The following is a 21,488-nucleotide window of genomic DNA, read 5'->3' on the forward strand; positions in this document are numbered from 1 at the left end:
GAACTGCAAAGCCTGCTAAGCCGCTACCCGGCTGAATTGCAGCGCACCCGCGAACAGATCGAACGCCGCGGCGCCCTGGCCGCCAGCACCAATCAACGCCTGGAAGCCGTGCAGCTAGCCATTGCAGCGTTGGAGCCCGAAGTACGTGGCCAGCACGGGAAAATTGCCGCCGAGGTGCGCATCATCCAGGGTTTGATGATTGGCTTGATCCTGCTGATCGCCTTGTTGATCGACACCTTGCAACGCCGCCTGACGCGCACCCTCACCGGCCTGGCACCAGCCCTGTCGCGCTGGGCCGAGGGTGACTTCGCCCAGCCAATCGACCTGGGCAAGACCAACCGCGAACTGCACGACATCCAGGAGTCGCTCAACCGCCTGCGCCAGTACCTGGTGGAACTGGTGGGCACCATCCGCCACAACGCCGAGCAGGTGGCCGGCAGCAGCCATGCCCTGGCCGGCATGAGCGCCGCCCTGCACGACGGCGCCGAACGCCAGGCGGGCGATACCGGGCAGATCCGCGATGCACTTGGCGAACTTGAAGCGACCATCCAGCAAGTAGCAGGTGATGCCAGCGCCGCCGCCGATGCCAGCCGCGATGCCGGGCGTGCGGTGGAACAGGGCCAGGCGGTGATCGGCCAAAGCTTGTCGGGTTTGCGTGAGCTGGTCGATGAAGTGCAAGGCAACGCCCGCATGATCGAACAACTGGCGGAAGAGTCGGCGACCATTGGCGGAGTGCTGACAGTGATCCGTTCGATTGCCGAGCAGACCAACCTGCTGGCGCTCAACGCCGCGATCGAAGCGGCCCGTGCGGGCGAGATGGGCCGGGGGTTTGCTGTGGTGGCCGATGAAGTGCGTTCGCTGGCGCAACGCACCACCGGGGCTACTGGCGAGATTCAGGCACTGATCGACCGCTTGCAGCAGGCCGCCAGAAGCTCGGTGACCGGGATGCGAGCGCAACTTGAACATGCCGAAGCCACCGCCAGCCAGGCGCAGGCGGCGGACGGGGCGCTGGACGAGATTGTCAGTGCCATTCGCACCATTTCCGATACGGCGGTGCGGATTGCCGATGTCACGGCGCAGCAGAGTGGCGCGGTGAGTGAAATCCGGGACCACAGCGAGCGGATTCATGAGCTGGGCGAAGACAACCTGCTGCGTATTGGCGAGGGGCGTGAGCAAGGGGAGCAATTGCTGAGCCTGGGTGGCGAGCTGAACCGGGCGGTGCGTGCGTTCAGGGTTTGATCGGGCCTGCACGATACCTGTGGGAGCCGGCGCGCCCGCGAAACAGGCAACGCAGTGGATGGCACCGGCGTTGCCGGTGTTCGCGGGCTCGCCCGCTCCCACAGAGATTGTGCAAGCTTGAAGATTTTGAATAAGACAGTTGCTCCCAAAAGGCCGGCGCACGCCTTCATGATGACGGAGGCCAACCCACAACAGTTCCGTTATCATGGCCGGCACGTTCCACCTCGCGAGTCCGCCATGCACCGCCTGTTTTTCCTGCTGTTCCTGCTGCTGGCCAGCCCTGCATTCGCCACGGGCCTGCTCGACAACCGCCCCAGCGCCACCCTCGGCGCCGCTTCGCTGGCCAACAATGCCGACTTCCTGCCAGTGCACGAGGCCTTCAAGCTCAACCTGGTCAAGGCCGATGCACAAACCATCAGGCTGCGCTTCGTCGCCACCGAGGGCTACTACCTCTACCGACACCGCTTCCAGTTCCACACAGAGCCTGCCGACATCGCCCTGGGTACGCCCAGCATCCCCAAGGGCGAGGCCAAACACGACGAGTTCTTCGGCGACGTCGAGGTTTACCACGGCGTGGTCGACATCGAATTGCCGCGCACCGACCCGCGCGGCTTCACCCTGCTGGTGGGCTACCAAGGCTGTGCCGACAAGGGCCTGTGCTACCCACCGGAAACCGCACGGCTAAGCATCGATGGCGAAGGCGGCGCTAACGCGCCCGCAACCGCTGAACACGGCTGGAACTGGAAATCGCTACTGCTGTTCTTTCTCGCCGGGGTCGGCCTGACGTTCACGCCCTGCGTACTGCCAATGCTGCCGATCTTGTCTGGCGTGGTGCTTCGTGGCCAGGTCGGCGGCCTGCGCGGGCTGTCGTTGTCGCTGGCGTACGTGCTGCCAATGGCCGCCAGCTTTGCGGCGCTTGGCGCACTGATGGGCCTGTTCGGCGCCGGCCTGAACCTGCAGGCACGCCTGCAATCAGCTTGGGTGCTGGTACCCTTCGCACTGTTCTTCGTGGCGTTTGCCCTGGCCATGTTCGGGCTGTTCGAACTGAAGCTGCCACAGGCCCTGAGCAACCGCCTGGATAACGTCGCCAGCCGCACCAAAGGCGGGTCACTGCTGGGCGCGGCCGTGCTGGGCGTGCTGTCCAGCTTGCTGGTTTCGCCGTGCGTGTCGGCGCCCCTGGCCGGTGCCCTGCTGTACATCAGCGCCAGCGGTGATGCTTTGGGGGGTGCCCTGAAGCTGTTTGCCCTGGGCCTCGGCATGGGCGCGCCATTGCTGCTGGTAGCCACCGGTGGCGCAGCCTGGCTGCCGAAGAGCGGCCCCTGGATGAATACCGTGAAGAACGCCATCGGCGTGCTGCTGCTGGGGCTGGCCATCGGCTTGCTCAGCCGCGTGTTGCCGGGCCCGGTGACCTTGCTGTTGGTCGGCTTCCTCGCCGCTGGCGTGGCGCTGTTCCTTGGTGCCCTGGAGTTCGTCGTCAAGAGTGCACGCCAGCGCCTGGCCCAACTGCTGGGCCTGGCCCTGCTGGTGTACGCCCTGGCTTGCTGGTACGGCGCCCTGAGCGGCCAGGGCGACCCGCTGCGCCCGCTGCCGGTTGCAACACTGGCGGCCAGCAGCAACAGCCCTGCGGCAAAGGCGGATGCCTGGCAAACCATCACCACCCCCGCCGCACTGGACGCGGCGCTGGCCCAGGCCAAGGCGGCAGGCCAGCCCGTGCTGCTGGACTGGTACGCCGACTGGTGCATCAGCTGCAAGGTGATCGAGCATGAAGTGCTGAACGCGCCACAGGTGCAAACGCAGCTGACCGGCTTCAAGTTGCTGCGTTTCGACATCACCGAGAGCAATGCCGAGCAACGCACGCTGCTTGATCGCTATCAGCTGTTCGGCCCCCCCGCCCTGCTGTTCTTTGCCGCGAACGGCAGCGAAATGACCGCCGATTGGGTGATTGGCGAGATAAACGCCGGTGAATTTGCGCAAATTCTGACACGCGTGCGCGGCAAAGTCGGTCTATAACTTCCCGCGTGCCGGGAAAAATCCTGAAACGAGTGACCAGATTTAATTATTTGGTCACATACTTCGCGCGAATCTCGGACATCGTGCTGGCTACTGCCGGGAACTGGACACCTGCTGTCGCTTTGCGGCACACTCGCCGCGCTGTGTCGAATTGCCCTACAAATCCAAGGAATCCGCAGATGGCAACGCTACTGGTGCTCCACGGCCCCAACCTCAACCTGCTCGGTACCCGCGAGCCAGGCCACTACGGCGCCGTGACCCTGGCCCAGATCAACCAGGACCTGGAGCAACGTGCCCGCGCCGCAGGCCACCATCTGCAGTACCTGCAGAGCAATGCCGAATACGAACTGATCGACCGCATTCACGCCGCACGCAACGAGGGTGTGGACTTCATCCTGATCAATCCGGCTGCTTTCACCCACACAAGCGTCGCATTACGTGACGCATTGCTTGCGGTGAGCATCCCATTCATCGAAGTGCACCTGTCCAACGTGCACAAACGCGAACCGTTCCGTCACCACTCCTACTTTTCCGATGTTGCCGTAGGAGTGATCTGCGGCCTGGGCGCCAGCGGTTATCGCCTGGCCCTGGAATCCGCGCTGGAACAACTGGCTGCCAACGCACAGCCCAAATGATGAAACCCTGGCCTCAGTGGGCCAGGGTTCGATAGAAACGTATCGATACGTTTTTTGTATTTCGCCCCCTGACCGAACCTTTGGGAGTTGATGATTAATGGATATCCGTAAAGTCAAGAAACTGATCGAGCTGCTGGAAGAGTCTGGCATCGACGAACTGGAGATCAAGGAAGGCGAAGAGTCGGTCCGTATCAGCCGTCACAGCAAGACCCCAGCTGCCCAGCAGTTCTACGCACCTGCACCGATGGCTGCCGCACCTGTTGCTGCTCCGGTCGCTGCTGCCGCTGCACCGGCTGCCGAAGCTGCCGCTGCTGCCCCAGCCCTGAAAGGCACCGTGATTCGTTCGCCGATGGTAGGTACCTTCTACCGCAAGCCTTCGCCGACCTCGCCAAACTTCGCTGAAGTTGGCCAGTCCGTGAAGAAAGGCGACACCCTGTGCATCGTCGAAGCCATGAAGATGATGAACCACATCGAAGCCGATGTTGGCGGTGTCATCGACGCCATCCTGGTAGAAGACGGCCAGCCGGTTGAGTTCGACCAGCCGCTGTTCACCGTCGTTTGATTCGCGGAGAGCCAACGATGTCTGGGAAGCTGGAAAAAGTCCTGATCGCCAACCGCGGGGAAATTGCCCTGCGGATCCTGCGTGCCTGCAAAGAGCTGGGCATCAAGACCGTCGCCGTGCACTCCACGGCCGACCGCGAACTGATGCACCTGGGCCTGGCAGACGAGTCGGTCTGCATTGGTCCTGCTTCGTCCAAAGATTCGTACCTGCACATCCCGGCGATCATCGCCGCGGCTGAAGTGACAGGCGCTACCGCCATTCACCCAGGCTACGGCTTCCTCGCGGAAAACGCCGATTTCGCCGAGCAGGTGGAAAAGTCCGGTTTTGCCTTCATCGGCCCGAAAGCCGACACCATTCGCCTGATGGGCGACAAGGTTTCGGCCAAGGACGCGATGATCAAGTCGGGCGTACCGACCGTACCGGGCTCTGATGGCCCACTGCCGGAAGACGAAGAAGTCGCCTTGGCGATTGCCCGTGACGTCGGCTACCCGGTGATCATCAAGGCCGCCGGTGGCGGTGGTGGTCGCGGCATGCGCGTGGTGCACAAGGAAGAGGACCTGATTGCCTCGGCCAAGCTCACCCGTACCGAAGCCGGTGCTGCCTTCGGCAACCCGATGGTGTACCTGGAGAAGTTCCTGACCAACCCACGCCACGTGGAAGTGCAGGTACTGTCCGACGGCCAGGGCAACGCCATCCACCTGGGTGACCGTGACTGCTCGCTGCAGCGCCGTCACCAGAAGGTACTGGAAGAAGCGCCAGCCCCGGGCATCGACGAGAAAGCCCGCCAGGAAGTGTTCAAGCGTTGCGTCGATGCGTGCATCGAGATCGGCTACCGCGGTGCCGGTACCTTCGAGTTCCTGTACGAGAACGGCCGTTTCTACTTCATCGAGATGAACACCCGCGTGCAGGTTGAGCACCCGGTGTCGGAGATGGTAACCGGTATCGACATCGTCAAGGAGATGCTGAGCATCGCCGCTGGCAACAAGCTGTCGTTCCGCCAGGAAGACGTGGTGATTCGTGGCCACTCGCTGGAATGCCGTATCAATGCCGAAGACCCGAAGAAGTTCATCCCGAGCCCAGGCAAGGTGAAGCACTTCCACGCTCCGGGCGGTAACGGCGTACGTGTTGATTCGCACCTGTACAGCGGTTATTCGGTTCCGCCGAACTACGACTCGCTGATCGGCAAGCTGATCACCTACGGCAAGGACCGCGACGAAGCCATGGCGCGCATGCGCAATGCCCTGGACGAGATCGTCGTCGACGGCATCAAGACCAACATCCCGCTGCACCGCGACCTGGTGCGTGATGAAGGTTTCTGCAAAGGCGGCGTCAACATTCACTACCTCGAACACAAGCTGGCCAACGAGCATTGATCGAGTAGTGTGATGTACCAGAACCCCGGCCGTGTGCCGGGGTTTTTTATTGCTTGCCAGGGCCTCATCGCTGGCAAGCCAGGCTCCCACAGGTATTGCATATGGCTTGAAGCCTGTGCGGTCAAGGTGGGAGCTGGCTTGCCGGCGATGGGCTGCAAAGCAGCCCCAATGGCCCTACCCCTTCATCCTCGGCATCTCGATGCGGTGCTCATGCACCCGCCGATACAAGGTCGCCCGCGAAATACCCAACGCCCGCGCCGCATCAGCGGGTTTCCAGCGATGGCGAATAAGCGCATCCAGCAACAGCTGCCGAGCCGGGCAAGACATCCCGCCTTCCGCCGTTACCAACGCTTCACCGCGTACCTCCTGCGGCAAGTCCTGCAACTGCACCTGCCCACCTTCGCTCACCGCACAGGCATAACGCAGCACCTGCCGCAACTGGCGCAGGTTCCCCGGCCAACGGTAAACCAGCAATGCTTGCAGCGCATCATCTGCCAGCATCACCTCGACAGCACACGCATCGGCCTCTTCGGCCAGTAGCTGATGAATCAACCCCAGCCGATCCTCGCGCTCGCGCAGCGGCGGCAACTCGAACCGGGCATTGGCCAGGCGGAAATACAGGTCCTCACGAAAACGCCCTTGCTCAACCATCGATGCCAGGTCGCGATGGGTGGCGCAGATAACCTGGATATCCACCCGCTCGCGCCGCGCCGCACCCAATGGTGCCACTTCACCCTCGGCCAGCACCCGCAACAGGCGCGTTTGCAGGTTCAGCGGCATGTCGCCGATTTCGTCGAGGAACAGCGTGCCGCCATCGGCCTGCTGCAACAGCCCCTGCATGCCTTTGCTGGAAGCCCCGGTGAAGGCCCCGGCCACGTAACCGAACAGCTCGCTCTCGATCAGGCTCTCCGGGATAGCGGCGCAGTTCAGCGTGACAAAAGGGCCGTCACGACGTTGGCTCTGCCGGTGCAGCTGGCGGGCGAACACTTCCTTGCCCGCCCCGGTCTCACCCTGCACCAGCACCGCCAGGTTGCAGTCCTTGACGCGGGTGGCCAACCGCAGGTGCTGCTCGATACGCGCATCCTGAGCCTGGTGCACGGCCTGCGTGCGCTGGCGCTGCTGCGGCGCGCTTACCCGGCCGTACAACCCGCCCAAGCCAGGCAGGCGCTGGGCGGACGCAGCATTCACGCGGCGCAACTGGCCCATGTCGAACAGTTCACCAATGTGCTCGGGCAACCGCCCCAGGCGCTCCACCAACCGTTGCCGCGCGAGGCTGTTGATGGCCTGCAGGCGGCCATCGGCATCCCAGGCCAGCAGGTAGTCAGGCTGGCTTTCCACATAGCCCGGCGTGCCGTGGGCGCGCATCACCCAGTGGCCCTGGGCGCTGTGCATGAAGAAGGCGTTTTCGATTTCACGGGCGGTCTGCTCGACCAGCTGGCGGATCAGGTGCTGGCTGCGGCGGTCATCCGGGGACTGCAACGCCGAAACATCCACCACGCCCAGCAACTCGCCCTGTGGGTCGAATACCGGCGCCGCGGTGCAGGTCAGGCCGATGAAGGCAGCGCGAAAGTGATCGCGCTTGTGCACCGTGACCGGCGCCTTGCTGGTCAGCACCGCCGCCACGCCGCAGGTGCCTTCTTCGCCCTCCGACCAGCAAGTACCCAGGTACAACCCGGCCTTGCGGCAGTCGTTGCGTATGGCCGACTCGACCCGGTAATCGATGGTGCGCCCCTGGGCATCGGTCAGCAGCACGCAATAGTCGGCGCCGCGTACGCGCTCGTGCAAGCGCGCCACGGCATCGCTGGCGATGCGCAGGAACAGTTCGGCGCGTTCGCGGCATTCGTTGAGCAGGCTTTGGGAAAGGATACGCGGCCCCTGCTGGGACCCGGGGTCGAGGCGGTACAGCTCCATGGAACGGCGCCATGAATCGAGGATCAGCGGTGGCACCGGCGCCTGTGGCAGGCGGTCGGCATTCTTCAGCACCCGGCTGACGCAGTCGACATGGGCTCGGGAGTTCGCGGCAAGCATTCAGGCCCTCCGGTTCTCGTTGCTGTTTTTATCGTTGTCCGGCCATTAAGCGCTTCCAGGCATGCCCCGACAAGCGCTGCGTGATTACCGGCTGGCTTGAGACGCTCCGTCTCAGCGTCTCGCCCAGGTTAGCCCAGCGCTGGCACCCCGCGTCTCGCTCGCGCTGCCAATGGCATCTGCCGTGGAACGCAGCAGCTGCTCTGCCAATGGCTTTTCAGCCAGTCACAAGAAAGCTGGCACCGCGCTTGCTCCTGCTCTGGCAAACAAAAAATACGAGGTGCGCCATGCCGCTACCCGCCCCGATTGTCGGGATCATTGCCAACCCTGCCTCTGGCCGCGACCTGCGCCGCCTCACCGCCAATGCCGGGCTCTATTCGAGCACCGACAAGGCCTCGGCAATCCAGCGCCTGCTGGCGGCCTTCGGTGCCACCGGTATCGGCCAGGTGCTGCTACCCAGCGACATGACCGGCATCGCCGCCGCCGTGCTCAAGGCCGGCCAGGGTCCGCTCGCCGCCGACCAGCACTGGCCGGCCATCGAAATCCTCGACCTGCCGCTGACCCAGACTGTTGCCGATACCCGCCTGGCCACCCGCCGCATGGTCGAACGCGGTGTGGCGATGATCGCCGTGCTCGGCGGCGACGGCACCCACAAGGCAGTCGCTGCCGAGGCCGGTGACGTGCCGCTGCTGACCCTGTCCACCGGCACCAACAATGCCTTCCCCGAACTGCGCGAGGCCACCAGCGCGGGCCTGGCGGGTGGCCTGCTTGCAAGCGGCCGAGTACCGGCCAGCATCGGCCTGCGCCGCAACAAGCGCCTGCTGGTGAAGGTGCCAGAGCAACAGCTTGCCGAATGGGCCTTGGTGGAGGTGGCGGTATCGCCCCAGCGCTTCATCGGTGCCCGTGCACTCAGCCGCAGCGAAGACCTGTGTGAGGTCTTTGCCTGTTTCGCCGAGCCCCATGCCATTGGCCTTTCAGCCCTGTGTGGCCTGTGGCACCCGGTGTCGCGCCAGGACCCGCATGGCGCCTGGGTACGCCTGAACCCCGGTGCCGAGCAGGCGCTGCTGGCGCCACTGGCGCCCGGCCTGCTGCAAGCCTGTGGCATCACCGCCAGCGGCCCACTGACGCCCGGCGTGGCCCACCGCCTGAGCCTGGCCAGCGGCACCCTGGCCCTGGACGGCGAACGCGAGATCGAGTTCGCCGAGCACGACACACCCACCATCACCCTCGACCACCAAGGCCCGCTAAGCGTGGATGTCGAGGCCGTACTGGCGCATGCCGCCCGCCATCACCTGCTGGCCGTACCGCGCGGCCACCGGCTGCACCCTGCATACCCGCGTTGAGACAACCCTGGAGAACAACAAGATGTCCAATCAACTCAGCACCGAACAACTGCTGCATGCCTATGAAGTGATGCGCACCATCCGTGCATTCGAAGAACGCCTGCACGTGGAGTTTGCCACTGGCGAGATCCCCGGCTTCGTCCACCTGTATGCCGGCGAAGAGGCCTCCGCAGCCGGGGTCATGGCCCACCTGCGCGACAGCGACTGCATTGCCTCCACCCACCGCGGCCATGGCCACTGCATCGCCAAGGGCGTGGATGTGTACGGCATGATGGCCGAGATCTACGGCAAGAAGACCGGCGTGTGCGGCGGCAAGGGCGGCTCGATGCACATTGCCGACCTGGAAAAAGGCATGCTCGGCGCCAACGGCATTGTCGGTGCCGGCGCGCCGCTGGTGGCCGGGGCGGCGCTGGCGGCCAGGATCAAGGGCAATGACGATGTGTCAGTGGCCTTCTTCGGCGATGGCGCCTCCAACGAAGGCGCGGTGTTCGAGGCCATGAACATGGCGTCGATCATGAATCTGCCCTGCATCTTCGTGGCCGAGAACAACGGCTACGCCGAGGCCACCGCCTCCAACTGGTCTGTGGCCTGCGACCATATTGCCGACCGCGCAGCCGGCTTCGGCATGCCTGGCGTCACCATCGACGGCTTCGACTTCTTTGCCGTGTACGAGGCCGCTGGCGCTGCCATCGAACGTGCGCGTGCCGGGCAAGGGCCCTCGCTGATCGAGGTCAAGCTCAGCCGCTACTACGGCCACTTCGAAGGTGACGCACAAACCTACCGCGCGCCCGATGAAGTGAAGAACCTGCGCGAAACCCGCGACTGCCTGATGCAGTTCCGCAACAAGACCACCCGTGCCGGCCTGCTCAGTGCCGAGCAACTGGACGCCATCGACGCCCGCATCGAGGACCTGATCGAAGACGCCGTGCGCCGCGCCAAGTCCGATCCCAAGCCACAGCCCGCCGACCTGCTCACCGACGTGTACGTCAGCTACCCCTGAGCCGCGGATTACAAGAACAACAGGAGAACCACCATGGCAAGAAAGATCAGCTACCAGCAGGCCGTCAACGAAGCCCTGGCCCAGGAAATGCGCCGCGACAACACGGTGTTCATCATTGGTGAAGACGTGGCCGGTGGTGCCGGCGCGCCCGGCGAGGACGACGCCTGGGGAGGCGTGCTGGGCGTGACCAAAGGCCTGTACCACCAGTTCCCGGGCCGCGTGCTCGACGCGCCACTCTCGGAGATCGGCTACGTCGGCGCCGCCGTCGGTGCCGCCACCCAGGGCCTGCGCCCGGTGTGCGAACTGATGTTCGTCGACTTCGCCGGCTGCTGCCTGGACCAGATCCTCAACCAGGCCGCCAAATTCCGCTACATGTTCGGCGGCAAGGCGGTCACCCCGCTGGTGATGCGCACCATGTACGGCGCCGGCCTGCGCGCTGCCGCCCAACACTCGCAGATGCTCACCTCGCTGTGGACGCACATCCCCGGCCTGAAGGTGGTCTGCCCTTCCTCGCCCTACGATGCCAAAGGCCTGCTGATCCAGGCGATCCGTGACAACGACCCGGTGATCTTCTGCGAGCACAAGCTGCTGTACAGCATGCAGGGCGAGGTGCCGGAAGAGGTGTACACCGTGCCGTTTGGCGAGGCCAACTTCCTGCGCGATGGCGACGACGTGACGCTGGTTACCTATGGCCGCATGGTGCATGTGGCCCTGGAAGCCGCCAACAACCTTGCCCGCCAGGGCATCGACTGCGAGGTACTGGACCTGCGCACCACCAGCCCGCTGGATGAAGACAGCATTCTGGAAAGCGTGGAAAAAACCGGCCGACTGGTGGTGATCGACGAAGCCAACCCGCGTTGCTCCATGGCCACCGACATCAGCGCGCTGGTGGCGCAGAAGGCCTTCGGCGCGCTCAAGGGCCCCATCGAAATGGTCACTGCCCCGCACACCCCGGTGCCGTTCTCCGACGCCCTGGAGGACCTGTACATCCCGGACGCGGCGAAGATCGAAGCGGCCGTGCGCAAGGTGATCGAAGCCGCAAGGAGCGCCGCATGAGCCAGATCCATACGCTGACCATGCCCAAGTGGGGCCTGTCGATGACCGAGGGCCGGGTAGACACCTGGCTCAAGCAGGAAGGTGACCAGATCAACAAGGGCGACGAGGTGCTGGACGTCGAGACCGACAAGATCAGCAGCAGCGTCGAAGCCCCTTTCAGTGGTGTGCTACGCCGCCAGGTGGCCAGGCCGGATGAAACCCTGCCGGTCGGCGCGTTGCTGGCAGTAGTGGTGGAAGGCGAAGCCGAGGAATCCGAGATTGATGCGGTGGTACAGCGCTTCCAGGCCGAGTTCGTTGCCGAAGGGGGCGCCGATCAGGCACAGGGGCCGGCCCCGCAGAAGGCTGAAGTGGGCGGCCGCCTGCTGCGCTGGTTCGAACTGGGCGAAGGCGGCACGCCCCTGGTGCTGGTGCACGGTTTTGCTGGCGACCTCAACAACTGGCTGTTCAACCACCCTACATTGGCCGCAGAGCGCCGCGTGATCGCCCTCGATTTGCCAGGGCACGGCGAATCGGCCAAGGCCCTGCAACGGGGTGACCTGGATGAGTTGAGCGAAACCGTGCTGGCCCTGCTCGACCATCTGGGCATTGCCAAGGCGCACCTGGCCGGCCACTCCATGGGCGGCGCGGTCAGCCTGAACGTGGCGCGCCTGGCGCCCGAGCGGGTGGTTAGCTTGAGCTTGATCGCCAGTGCCGGCCTGGGGGAGGCGATCAACGGGCAATACCTGCAAGGCTTCGTCGCCGCCGCCAACCGCAATGCCCTCAAACCGCAAATGGTGCAGTTGTTCGCGGACCCCGCACTGGTCACCCGGCAGATGCTGGAGGACATGCTCAAGTTCAAGCGCCTGGAGGGTGTAGATGACGCTTTGCGCCAACTGGCATCCGCCATTGCCGAAGGTGAGCGTCAGCGCCACGACCTGCGCGGGGTGCTGGGGCAGCACCCGGCACTGGTGGTGTGGGGCGGCAAGGACGCGATCATCCCGGCCAGCCATGTCGAAGGGCTGGAGGCTGAAGTGCTGGTGCTACCGGAGGCCGGGCATATGGTGCAGATGGAGGCGGCTGAGGAGGTGAATCGGAAGATGGTGGAGTTTTTGCGGGGGCGTTGAGGGAGATGAGGTGTATGCCTTGGGGTGGCGTTGGGGCATGGAGGTGCATGCCCCCACCCAATCCCTCGACATGCCCCTCACCGCCATCACGCGATCTGTATTGAGGTTGAGCCGACCGGCCTCATCGCCGGCAAGCCACACAGGTACTACACAAGCCCCAAGGGCAGCACAAATCCTGTGGGAGCGGGCATGCCCGCGAAGCAGGCGACTCGGTGTATGGCACCGGCTTCGCCGGTGTTCGCGGGCATGCCCGCTCCCACAAAAAAGCGCTGGCGCATGACCCATTGGCTTATGCCATATCTGTCTCAGCCCCCCATTCTGCGTCATACTCGGCAGACTTATTGCCCGGTCCTCGCCATGCGTCCACTGCTCCCCATCACCCTGGTCCTGCTGCTCGCCGCCTGTGGCGATGGCGAATCGCTACTGCCTCCAGACGCACGCCTGCCTGACGGGGGGCGTTACCGGGGCGAGGTGGTCGATGGCCTGCTGCAGGGCGAGGGCCGTATCGACTACCCCAACGGCAGTTGGTACGCCGGCGGCTTCAAGGATGGCCAGTGGCACGGCCAGGGCGAGTGGCACGGCCAGAACGGCGAGGTGTACCGCGGCCAGTTCGCCGAGGGGCTGTTTCAGGGGCTGGGCGACCTGACCACACCCGGCAGCCACTACGCGGGCACCTTCAGCCATGGCCGTCGCGACGGCGAAGGCACCCTCAAGCAAAGCGACCAGACCTACCGCGGCCAGTTCAAGGACGACCTGTACGAAGGCGCGGGCGAACTGGAACTGGCGGACGGCAGCCGCTACCAGGGCCTGTTCGCCAAAGGCAAACCCAACGGCGCCGGGGTGCGCAGCGATGCCAGCGGCAACCAGTTCAGTGGCCGCTTCGTCAACGGCCAGTTGCAGGGCAGCGGCACCTACGACAGCGTTGACGGCGAGCAATACATCGGCGAGTTCAAGGACAACCGCCTGGAAGGCCGTGGCCGCTATGAAAACGTCGATGGCGATGTGTGGATCGGCGAATTCAAGGACGGCTCATTGATTGGCGAAGGTGAATTGCTGGGCAGCGATGGCAGCCACTACAAGGGCGAGTTCGTCGACTGGCGCCTGTCTGGCCAGGGCAGCCTGCAACTGGCCGACGGCAGCAAGTACGTTGGTGGCTTCCTGAACGATGCCTACCATGGCCAAGGGCGGCTTACCCTGGCCAGTGGCAAGGTTGAAAGCGGCGTGTGGACCAACGGCGTGCGCGTGCGTGACCAGAAAGGCCAGTTGCTGCCCGACCCGCTGGACCTGGCCCTGCTCAACCAGGGCCGCCTGCTGGACGAAGCGCTGGCCCGCGTGCCGCGCTCAACACCGCCCATCCAGTTGTACAGCCTGGTGGTGGCCGGCGATGGCCAGCAAAGCGTGTTCCTGCGTGAAGCCGACTATGTCAGCAACATGCTCAAGGTGCGCTTTGGCGCCCGTGGCCAGGTGACACTGGTCAACCACCGTGACCACATGGCCACCCGCCCCATGGCCACCCGCGAGAACCTGACCCGCGCCGCCCGTACCCTGGCCGAGCGCAGTGCCCCTGAAGACCTGGTATTCATCTACCTCACCAGCCATGGCAGCGAAGACCACCAGCTGGTGCTTGACCAGCCGCGCCTGCAGCTGGCCGACCTTTCCGCCGACGAACTGGCCACTGCCCTGGCGCCGCTGAAAGACCGCGACAAGGTAATCGTCATCTCGGCCTGCTATTCAGGAGGCTACATCGCCCCGCTCAAGGATGACCGGACGCTGATCATGACCGCCGCACGGGCCGACCGCGTGTCTTTCGGTTGCTCGGAAGAAGCCGACTTCACCTACTTTGGCGATGCCCTGTTCGCAGAGGCGTTGAACCAGACCGACGACCTGAAGCAGGCGTTTGAAATGGCACGCACCAGCGTTGCCGAACGGGAACAAAGGGAAGGCTTCGAAGCCTCGGAACCGCAGTTGTGGGCACCGCCCGCTGTGCTTGAGCACTGGCAGCAGCTGCGCCGCCAACAGGCCGAAGAAGCGTTGCGTAACGCCACACAGGCCAACGTGGGGCCACAGGCAAAAACGCCCGGCAGCCACTAGACTTGTGTGTAACAAGGGAGAGACATCATGTATTTGACGCCTCAGCATGTCCTGCTTGCCGGTGCCACCGGCCTGACCGGTGAACACCTGCTAGACCGCCTGCTCAACGAACCCACCATCACCCGCGTGCTGGCGCCTACCCGCCGGCCGCTGGCCGAGCACCCGCACCTGGAAAACCCGGTGGGTGACCCGGCCGTGTTCCTGCCGCAGCTGGCCGGGCGGGTCGATATCGCCTATTGCTGCCTGGGGACCACGCTGAAACAGGCCGGTTCCGAGTCGGCCTTCCGCGCGGTGGACCTGGACATGGTGGTGGCCTTCAGCAAGCGCGCCCGCGAGCTGGGGGCGCGGCATCTGCTGGTGGTCAGTGCGCTGGGCGCCGACTCGAAATCGTCGATTTTCTACAACCGGGTCAAAGGCGAGATGGAAGAGGCGCTCAAGGCGCAGGACTGGCCACAGTTGACCATCGTGCGGCCGTCGTTGCTGCTGGGCGAGCGGATCGAACCGCGGCTCACCGAACAGTTGGTTTCGCCGTTTTCCAGGCTGATACCGGGCAAGTACCGGGGGATCGAGGCTTGTACCCTGGCCCGGGCACTGTGGCGCCTGGCGCTGGAGGAAGAGGACGGGGTGCGGGTTGTGGAGTCGGATGAGTTGCGCAGGTTGGGCAAGAAGTAAACCTCCTGGCCATGCACGACACCTGTGGGAGCGGCCTTGTGTCGCGAAAGGGGCGCGAAGCGGCCCCCGAATATCAGCTGCACCGCAAATAATGCTGGGGCTGCTTTGCAGCCCTATCGCGACACAAGGCCGCTCCCACAGATTTCACAGGCCACCTGTTGCCTGGAAGCCTACACCGGCCGCGGTCAGCAACGACAACGGCAGCAACAGGGTATCGAGCAACATGCTGCCAGGCAGGTCCAGCCCAGGGTAGGCCGGTGCATCAGCCCCGTAGTGGTCCCGCGGGCAACACCCACCATTGATCACGTACAAATCCAGCCGGGTACCGGCATACACCACCGGCGCCCCGGGCTTGGCGGCATCCAGCGTACGCACCGTGGCGCAGCCCACCAGCATCACCAGCGCCAGCAAAGCCACCAGCGCTCGCTTCAATCATCCACCCCGTAATGGTGCTCGCCCCAACGGGGCAACATGTCCTGGGGAATATTCAGCAGGTTGAGAATGCGCGCCACCACAAAGTCGACCAGGTCGTCGATGGTCTGCGGCTGGTGGTAGAAGCCTGGCGCTGCCGGCAGGATAACCGCGCCCATCTGCGACAGCTTGAGCATGTTCTCCAGGTGAATGGTGGAGAACGGTGCCTCGCGTGGTACCAGGATCAGCTGGCGACGCTCCTTGAGGGTAACGTCGGCAGCGCGCTCGATCAGGTTGTTGCAGGCACCCGTGGCAATCGCCGACAGGGTGCCGGTGGAACAAGGCACCACCACCATCGCCGCCGGAGCGCCGGAGCCGGAGGCCACCGGCGACATCCAGTCTTCCTTGCCGTACACACGGATCTGCCCATCGGCGGCACCGGTGTATTCGGTGAGAAAGGCCTGCATCGCCTGGGGCTTGGCCGGCAGCAGCACGTCGGTCTCGGTCGCCATCACCAACTGCGCGGCCTTGGAGATCAGGAAGTGCACCTCGCGGTCCTCGCGCACCAGGCAGTCAAGCAGGCGCAGGCCATACTGGGCGCCCGAGGCGCCCGTCATGGCCAGGGTGATGCGTTCCGGCCCGCTCACTTCAGGGCCTCGGCCAGCTTGCCGTGCAGGCCACCGAAGCCGCCGTTGCTCATGATCACCACGTGAGTGCCTGGGCGAACCTGGCCTTTGACCCGCTCGATGATCGCGTCGAGGCTGTCGGCCACCACGCTCGGTACCTTGCATTGCGCGGCGGTGCCTGCCAGGTCCCAGCCCAGGTTGGCTGGCGCGTACCAGATCACCTGGTCGGCATCGTTGACGCTTTCCGGCAAGCCGTCACGGTGGGCGCCGAGCTTCATCGAGTTGGAGCGTGGCTCGATCACGGCGATCACCGGCGCCTCGCCAACGCGCTTGCGCAGGCCGTCGAGGGTGGTGGCGATGGCCGTCGGGTGGTGGGCGAAGTCATCGTAGATGGTCACACCCTGCACTTCGGCAACCTTCTCCATGCGCCGCTTGACGCTCTTGAAAGCGCTGAGGCCTTCGATACCCATGGCCGGTACCACGCCTACGTGGCGGGCCGCTGCCAGGGTAGCCAGGGCGTTGGCAACGTTGTGCTGCCCCGTCAGCGCCCAGTCCACCACGCCCTGTGCTTCGCCTTCGAACACCACTTCAAAGCGCGAGCCGTCGGGGCTGAGCAGGCGCGCCTGCCACTGGCCACCAACGCCTGTGGTCTGCACAGGGGTCCAGCAACCCATGCCGATCACCCGCTCCAGCGCGTGCTCGGTGGTAGGGTGAATCACCAGGCCTTCGCTCGGGATGGTGCGCACCAGGTGGTGGAACTGCCGCTCGATCGAGGCCAGGTCCGGGAAGATGTCCGCATGATCGAACTCAAGGTTGTTGAGGATCGCGGTGCGTGGGTGGTAGTGGACAAACTTCGAGCGCTTGTCGAAGAAGGCGCTGTCGTACTCGTCGGCTTCGACCACGAAGAACGGCGTATCGCCCAGACGCGCCGATACCGAGAAGTTCTGCGGTACACCGCCAATCAGGAAGCCCGGGCTCATGCCGGCGTGTTCCAGCACCCAGGCCAGCATGCTGCTGGTGGTGGTCTTGCCATGGGTGCCGGCAACCGCCAGAACCCAGCGGCCTTGCAGCACGTGGTCGGCCAGCCATTGCGGGCCGGAAACATAGGGCAGGCCCTTGTTCAGCACGTACTCCACGGCAGGGTTGCCACGCGACATGGCATTGCCGATGACTACCAGATCGGGCGCCGGGTCCAGCTGGGCCGGGTCATAGCCTTGGGTCAGTTCAATGCCCTGGGCTTCGAGCTGGGTGCTCATCGGGGGATAGACGTTGGCGTCCGAGCCGGTGACGCGATGGCCAAGTTCCTTGGCCAGCACCGCCAGCGAGCCCATGAAAGTACCGCAAATACCGAGAATGTGAATATGCATGGTCGACCTCGCAAAACATCGAGGCAGGGTAGCCCAGGGCGAGAAAAATCGCACACGATGTTTCGCTTACTCAGCCCTGGTAATGCCGTGTTTGCGCAGTTTGCGATACAAGGTATTGCGGCTGATGCCCAAGTGCTCGGCGACACGGGTCAGGTGCCAGTGTTTTGCCTCCAGGGTCGCCATCAGCGCCTGCCGTTCCGCGTCCTGCAAAACTTCGGCACCCATTGTCTCACCGTCAATTCCTGACCTAACGCGAAACCTGTGGGAGCGGGCGAGCCCGCGAACGAGGGCAACGCCCTCGCCCTGTGTTTCCTGGTAGGACGCCTTCGCGGGCGCGCCCGCTCCCACAGGGTTGGCGCTGCTGCGGACAATTGCTGGGAGATCCGAAAATGCAATCCGGGGTTCTTCGCAAAGCGCCACCAGGGTACGCAGCACATTGCGCATCTGCCGCACATTTCCCGGCCAGGCGAAGTCGAGCAGCGCCTGCCGTGCCTTGGGTTCAATGTCGATCAGTTGCCCCTGCGCCTCCTGGCGCAGCAGAAAGTCCAGCAACTGTGCCTTGTCACTGCGCTCACGCACCGCCGGCAACGCCACTTCCAGACCATTCAGGCGGTAATACAAGTCCTCGCGGAAACTGCCTTGCTCCACCCGTTCCAGCAGGTCCCGGTGCGTGGCGCTGACAATGCGCACATCCACCGCTTGCGGCTCGCCGCCAATCGGCACCACCTGGCGCTCTTCCAGCACCCGTAGCAGGCGGGTTTGCAGCGCCAGTGGCATGTCGCCGATCTCGTCCAGCAGCAAGGTGCCGCCATCGGCCTGCAATAGCTTGCCGCGCATGCCTTCCTTGCGTGCACCGGTAAAGCTGCCGCCGCGATAACCGAACAGTTCGCTCTCGATAAGGCTCTCCGGGATCGAGGCACAGTTGACGGCGACGAACGGCTTGCCGCGCCGCCCACTGGCCTGGTGCACCGCCTGGGCGAAGGCCTCCTTGCCGCAGCCGGTCTCGCCGCGCAGCAACAATGGCACGTCACGCTCAAACACCCGAACGCTACGGCGGAATTCGCTCTGCAACGCAGGGTCGAGCAGGCAGATGGCCGGCTCCGCTTGGTGCATGGGCAAGGGTTGAGCGACAGGCACCGACCACACTGGCGCACGGGCCTTCCCGCGCAGGCAGGCGAACACCTGGCGGCCATCGCGCGTATGCAACGGCCAGACGGTGCTGCCGGAAGGCGTCGCCCGGCTGAACAGTTCGTCGTGGCTACAGGCGAAAAAGCGCTCCACGGGTTTGCCCAGCACGCCACCACGCACGCTGCCCAGCAGGTTCAACGCGCTCTGGTTGGCGGCACAAATCCGCCCATCGCCGTCGAATGCCAGCAAGCCCTCGCTGAACAAGCCGACCGACTCCGCCTGCAGGTGAAAGCGCAGCAGCCACTGCTGCTCGAAATGGCGCAGGAAATAACAGCTTTCGATCATCTTCGCCGACAGGTTGACCAGCGCCATGGTGTGGAACTGGCTCTGACGGGAAACGTCCGTGCGGGCCGATGACACATCGAGCACTGCCAGCAGTTCACCGTGCGGGTCGAACACCGGGCTGGCCGAGCAGGTCAGGCCGGTGTGGCGGCCACGGAAGTGCTCGTTCTGGTGAATGGTCAGTGCCTGGCGTTCCACCAGGCAGGTGCCGATGCCGTTGGTGCCCTCACGTGCCTCGCTCCAGTCGGCGCCCAGCCACAGCCCGGCACGCTCGAAGCTGCGCCGCTCGGTGGGGGCGCTGACGCAATTGAGGATCACCCCACGGGCGTCGGTCAACAGTACGGCGTGGCCCGCCCCGGAAAGCTGCTGGTGCAGGCTGTTCATTTCATGGTCGGCAATGTGCAGCACCTGGCGCAGGCGCTCGCGGCTCTCCAGCAAACGCCCATGTTCAAGCACCACGGGCGCTTCGATCAGCGAAGGGTCGAGGTGGTAGTCCTCCAGGCAGCGCAGCCAGGAGCGGGCAATGGACGGGTCACTGCCGCCCTCCCCGGCGCCACCATGGGCAACGGTATGGACTTGCTGGGCATGACGACTGAAATGATTGCTCTGCATTTGTTGTAGTTCTCCGCAGATAGAGAGTCCCGCCAGCATCCTCCACCCGGGAAGGCTTTGCAATGCACCCTCCCGTGACGTGTCGCAAATGGCACAAAGTGTCACCCCTGCGCGTACCAGGGCTGGCACACTGAGCGCGTACCAAACCCATCCAGATGACCCAAGTCATTGAATTTACTGGTGTGCGAAACGCTGGCCCAACCTTTGCTCTACGCTTCTCAACTCCTCAACAAACATAACAGCCAGGAGACACACCATGCGTTACGCACATCCCGGTACCGAGAGCGCGAAGGTTTCCTTCAAGAGCCGCTACGGCAACTACATCGGTGGCGAGTTCGTAGCTCCGGTCAAGGGGCAGTACTTCGAAAATACCTCCCCGGTGAATGGCAAGCTGATCGCCGAATTCCCCCGTTCCACTGCCGAAGACATCGATAAAGCGCTCGACGCCGCCCACGCCGCCGCCGACGCCTGGGGCCGCACGTCCGTGCAGGACCGCTCCAATGTGCTGTTGAAGATTGCCGACCGCATCGAGCAGAACCTTGAACTGCTGGCCATCACCGAGACGTGGGACAACGGCAAGCCGATTCGCGAAACCCTGAATGCCGACATTCCGCTGGCGGTCGACCACTTCCGTTACTTCGCCGGCTGCATCCGCGCCCAGGAAGGCGGCGCAGCCGAGATCAACGAAGGCACCGTGGCCTACCACATCCACGAACCGCTGGGCGTGGTCGGGCAGATCATCCCGTGGAACTTCCCGATCCTGATGGCCGCCTGGAAGCTGGCGCCAGCGCTGGCCGCCGGTAACTGCGTGGTACTCAAGCCGGCCGAACAGACCCCGCTGGGCATCACCGTACTGCTGGAAGTGATCGGTGACCTGCTGCCAAAAGGCGTGCTCAACGTGGTGCAGGGCTATGGCCGCGAGGCCGGTGAAGCACTGGCCACCAGCAAGCGCATCGCCAAGATCGCCTTTACCGGCTCGACCCCGGTGGGCTCGCACATCATGAAATGCGCAGCCGAGAACATCATCCCGTCCACCGTGGAGCTGGGTGGCAAGTCGCCGAACGTGTACTTCGAAGACATCATGCAGGCCGAGCCAAGCTTCATCGAGAAGGCCGCCGAAGGCATGGTGCTGGCGTTCTTCAACCAGGGCGAGGTGTGCACCTGCCCGTCGCGGGCACTGGTACAGGAGTCGATTTACCCGCAGTTCATGGAAGTGGTGATGAAGAAGGTGCTGCAGATCAAGCGCGGCGACCCTCTGGACACCGACACCATGGTAGGGGCCCAGGCGTCGCAGCAGCAGTTCGAGAAAATCCTGTCGTACCTCGACATCGCCCAGAAGGAAGGTGCCGAGCTGCTGACCGGCGGCAAGGTCGAAAAACTGGAAGGCTCGCTGGCTACCGGGTACTACATCCAGCCGACCCTGCTCAAGGGCAACAACAAGATGCGCGTGTTCCAGGAAGAAATCTTCGGCCCGGTGGTCAGCGTCACCACCTTCAAGGACGAAGCCGAAGCCCTGGCGATTGCCAACGACACCGAGTTCGGCCTGGGCGCCGGCGTGTGGACCCGCGACATCAACCGTGCCTACCGCATGGGCCGCGGGATCAAGGCTGGCCGCGTGTGGACCAACTGCTACCACCTGTACCCGGCGCATGCGGCGTTCGGTGGTTACAAGAAGTCCGGGGTTGGGCGTGAAACCCACAAGATGATGCTTGATCACTATCAGCAGACCAAGAACCTGCTGGTGAGCTACGACATCAATCCGTTGGGCTTCTTCTAAACCGCGTCGCCTTCTTCGCGGGCTCGCCCGCTCCCACAGGGACCGCGCAAGGCTCCCGACCTGCGCAGTACCTGTGGGAGCGGGCGAGCCCGCGAAGAGGCCAGACCTGCTCTGGC

17 protein-coding genes are annotated in these 21,488 nt (G+C 64.3%); 12 read left to right on the top strand and 5 right to left on the bottom strand.

Features of this window, described 5'->3' with window-relative positions; genetic code table 11:
- Positions 1 to 459 precede the first annotated feature (459 nt).
- From ACFY9W_RS13415 to accC, 5 genes are all read left to right on the top strand, one after another.
- Entirely contained in the window at positions 460 to 1,239 is a 780-nt protein-coding gene (locus ACFY9W_RS13415) for a methyl-accepting chemotaxis protein (RefSeq protein ID WP_391131148.1), read from the top strand.
- 237 nt (positions 1,240 to 1,476) lie between these two features.
- Entirely contained in the window at positions 1,477 to 3,249 is a 1,773-nt protein-coding gene (locus ACFY9W_RS13420; protein WP_391130904.1) for a protein-disulfide reductase DsbD, read from the top strand.
- A gap of 179 nt (positions 3,250 to 3,428) precedes the next feature.
- Entirely contained in the window at positions 3,429 to 3,884 is a 456-nt protein-coding gene (gene aroQ, locus ACFY9W_RS13425) for a type II 3-dehydroquinate dehydratase (protein WP_003255330.1), read from the top strand.
- Between the two features lie 97 nt (positions 3,885 to 3,981).
- Positions 3,982 to 4,446 (top strand): acetyl-CoA carboxylase biotin carboxyl carrier protein, encoded by a 465-nt coding sequence (gene accB / locus ACFY9W_RS13430; RefSeq protein ID WP_391130908.1) that lies wholly within the window; start codon positions 3,982 to 3,984, stop codon positions 4,444 to 4,446.
- A 17-nt stretch (positions 4,447 to 4,463) separates the two neighbouring features.
- Complete coding sequence (accC, locus tag ACFY9W_RS13435; protein ID WP_198751441.1) at positions 4,464 to 5,819, top strand: acetyl-CoA carboxylase biotin carboxylase subunit; 1,356 nt, start codon at positions 4,464 to 4,466, stop codon at positions 5,817 to 5,819.
- A gap of 174 nt (positions 5,820 to 5,993) precedes the next feature.
- On the opposite strand, the gene ACFY9W_RS13440 is transcribed toward accC, so the two are convergent.
- Positions 5,994 to 7,847: a sigma 54-interacting transcriptional regulator gene (locus ACFY9W_RS13440; protein WP_391130912.1), complete on the bottom strand. Its 1,854-nt coding sequence runs from the start codon at positions 7,845 to 7,847 to the stop codon at positions 5,994 to 5,996.
- 284 nt (positions 7,848 to 8,131) lie between these two features.
- On the opposite strand from ACFY9W_RS13440, the gene ACFY9W_RS13445 reads away from it, so the two are divergent.
- From ACFY9W_RS13445 to ACFY9W_RS13470, 6 genes are all read left to right on the top strand, one after another.
- Positions 8,132 to 9,187, top strand: coding sequence for an NAD(+)/NADH kinase (locus ACFY9W_RS13445; protein WP_391130915.1), 1,056 nt, complete (start codon positions 8,132 to 8,134; stop codon positions 9,185 to 9,187).
- A gap of 22 nt (positions 9,188 to 9,209) precedes the next feature.
- Positions 9,210 to 10,187: a thiamine pyrophosphate-dependent enzyme gene (locus ACFY9W_RS13450; protein WP_391130918.1), complete on the top strand. Its 978-nt coding sequence runs from the start codon at positions 9,210 to 9,212 to the stop codon at positions 10,185 to 10,187.
- Between the two features lie 33 nt (positions 10,188 to 10,220).
- Complete coding sequence (locus ACFY9W_RS13455; RefSeq protein ID WP_391130921.1) at positions 10,221 to 11,243, top strand: pyruvate dehydrogenase complex E1 component subunit beta; 1,023 nt, start codon at positions 10,221 to 10,223, stop codon at positions 11,241 to 11,243.
- Complete coding sequence (locus tag ACFY9W_RS13460; RefSeq protein ID WP_391130924.1) at positions 11,240 to 12,346, top strand: acetoin dehydrogenase dihydrolipoyllysine-residue acetyltransferase subunit; 1,107 nt, start codon at positions 11,240 to 11,242, stop codon at positions 12,344 to 12,346. Before ACFY9W_RS13455 ends, ACFY9W_RS13460 begins: the two co-directional genes overlap by 4 nt.
- Before the next feature lie 357 nt (positions 12,347 to 12,703).
- A complete protein-coding gene (locus tag ACFY9W_RS13465) occupies positions 12,704 to 14,437 on the top strand; it encodes a C13 family peptidase (protein ID WP_391130926.1) in 1,734 nt (577 codons plus the stop codon).
- A gap of 27 nt (positions 14,438 to 14,464) precedes the next feature.
- The gene (locus tag ACFY9W_RS13470; RefSeq protein ID WP_391130929.1) at positions 14,465 to 15,109 is read left to right on the top strand and encodes an NAD(P)H-binding protein; all 645 of its coding nucleotides are present in this window, start codon (positions 14,465 to 14,467) and stop codon (positions 15,107 to 15,109) included.
- A gap of 144 nt (positions 15,110 to 15,253) precedes the next feature.
- Here the strand turns inward: ACFY9W_RS13470 and ACFY9W_RS13475 are convergent, their stop codons facing one another.
- The 4 genes from ACFY9W_RS13475 to ACFY9W_RS13490 all read right to left on the bottom strand — a co-directional run bounded on the left by ACFY9W_RS13475 (position 15,254) and on the right by ACFY9W_RS13490 (position 19,595).
- A complete protein-coding gene (locus ACFY9W_RS13475; RefSeq protein ID WP_391130932.1) occupies positions 15,254 to 15,541 on the bottom strand; it encodes a YceK/YidQ family lipoprotein in 288 nt (95 codons plus the stop codon).
- Complete coding sequence (ubiX, locus tag ACFY9W_RS13480) at positions 15,538 to 16,167, bottom strand: flavin prenyltransferase UbiX (protein ID WP_186556651.1); 630 nt, start codon at positions 16,165 to 16,167, stop codon at positions 15,538 to 15,540. Before ubiX ends, ACFY9W_RS13475 begins: the two co-directional genes overlap by 4 nt.
- A complete protein-coding gene (gene mpl / locus ACFY9W_RS13485; protein WP_391130935.1) occupies positions 16,164 to 17,513 on the bottom strand; it encodes a UDP-N-acetylmuramate:L-alanyl-gamma-D-glutamyl-meso-diaminopimelate ligase in 1,350 nt (449 codons plus the stop codon). The genes ubiX and mpl overlap by 4 nt, the downstream gene beginning before the upstream one ends.
- A gap of 66 nt (positions 17,514 to 17,579) precedes the next feature.
- Positions 17,580 to 19,595: a sigma 54-interacting transcriptional regulator gene (locus ACFY9W_RS13490; RefSeq protein WP_391130938.1), complete on the bottom strand. Its 2,016-nt coding sequence runs from the start codon at positions 19,593 to 19,595 to the stop codon at positions 17,580 to 17,582.
- Positions 19,596 to 19,851: 256 nt separating this feature from the next.
- On the opposite strand from ACFY9W_RS13490, the gene ACFY9W_RS13495 reads away from it, so the two are divergent.
- Positions 19,852 to 21,372: an aldehyde dehydrogenase family protein gene (locus tag ACFY9W_RS13495; RefSeq protein WP_391130941.1), complete on the top strand. Its 1,521-nt coding sequence runs from the start codon at positions 19,852 to 19,854 to the stop codon at positions 21,370 to 21,372.
- Positions 21,373 to 21,488 lie beyond the last annotated feature (116 nt).

Source organism: Pseudomonas sp. NPDC008258 (genome assembly GCF_042956345.1).
Classification (GTDB): domain Bacteria; phylum Pseudomonadota; class Gammaproteobacteria; order Pseudomonadales; family Pseudomonadaceae; genus Aquipseudomonas.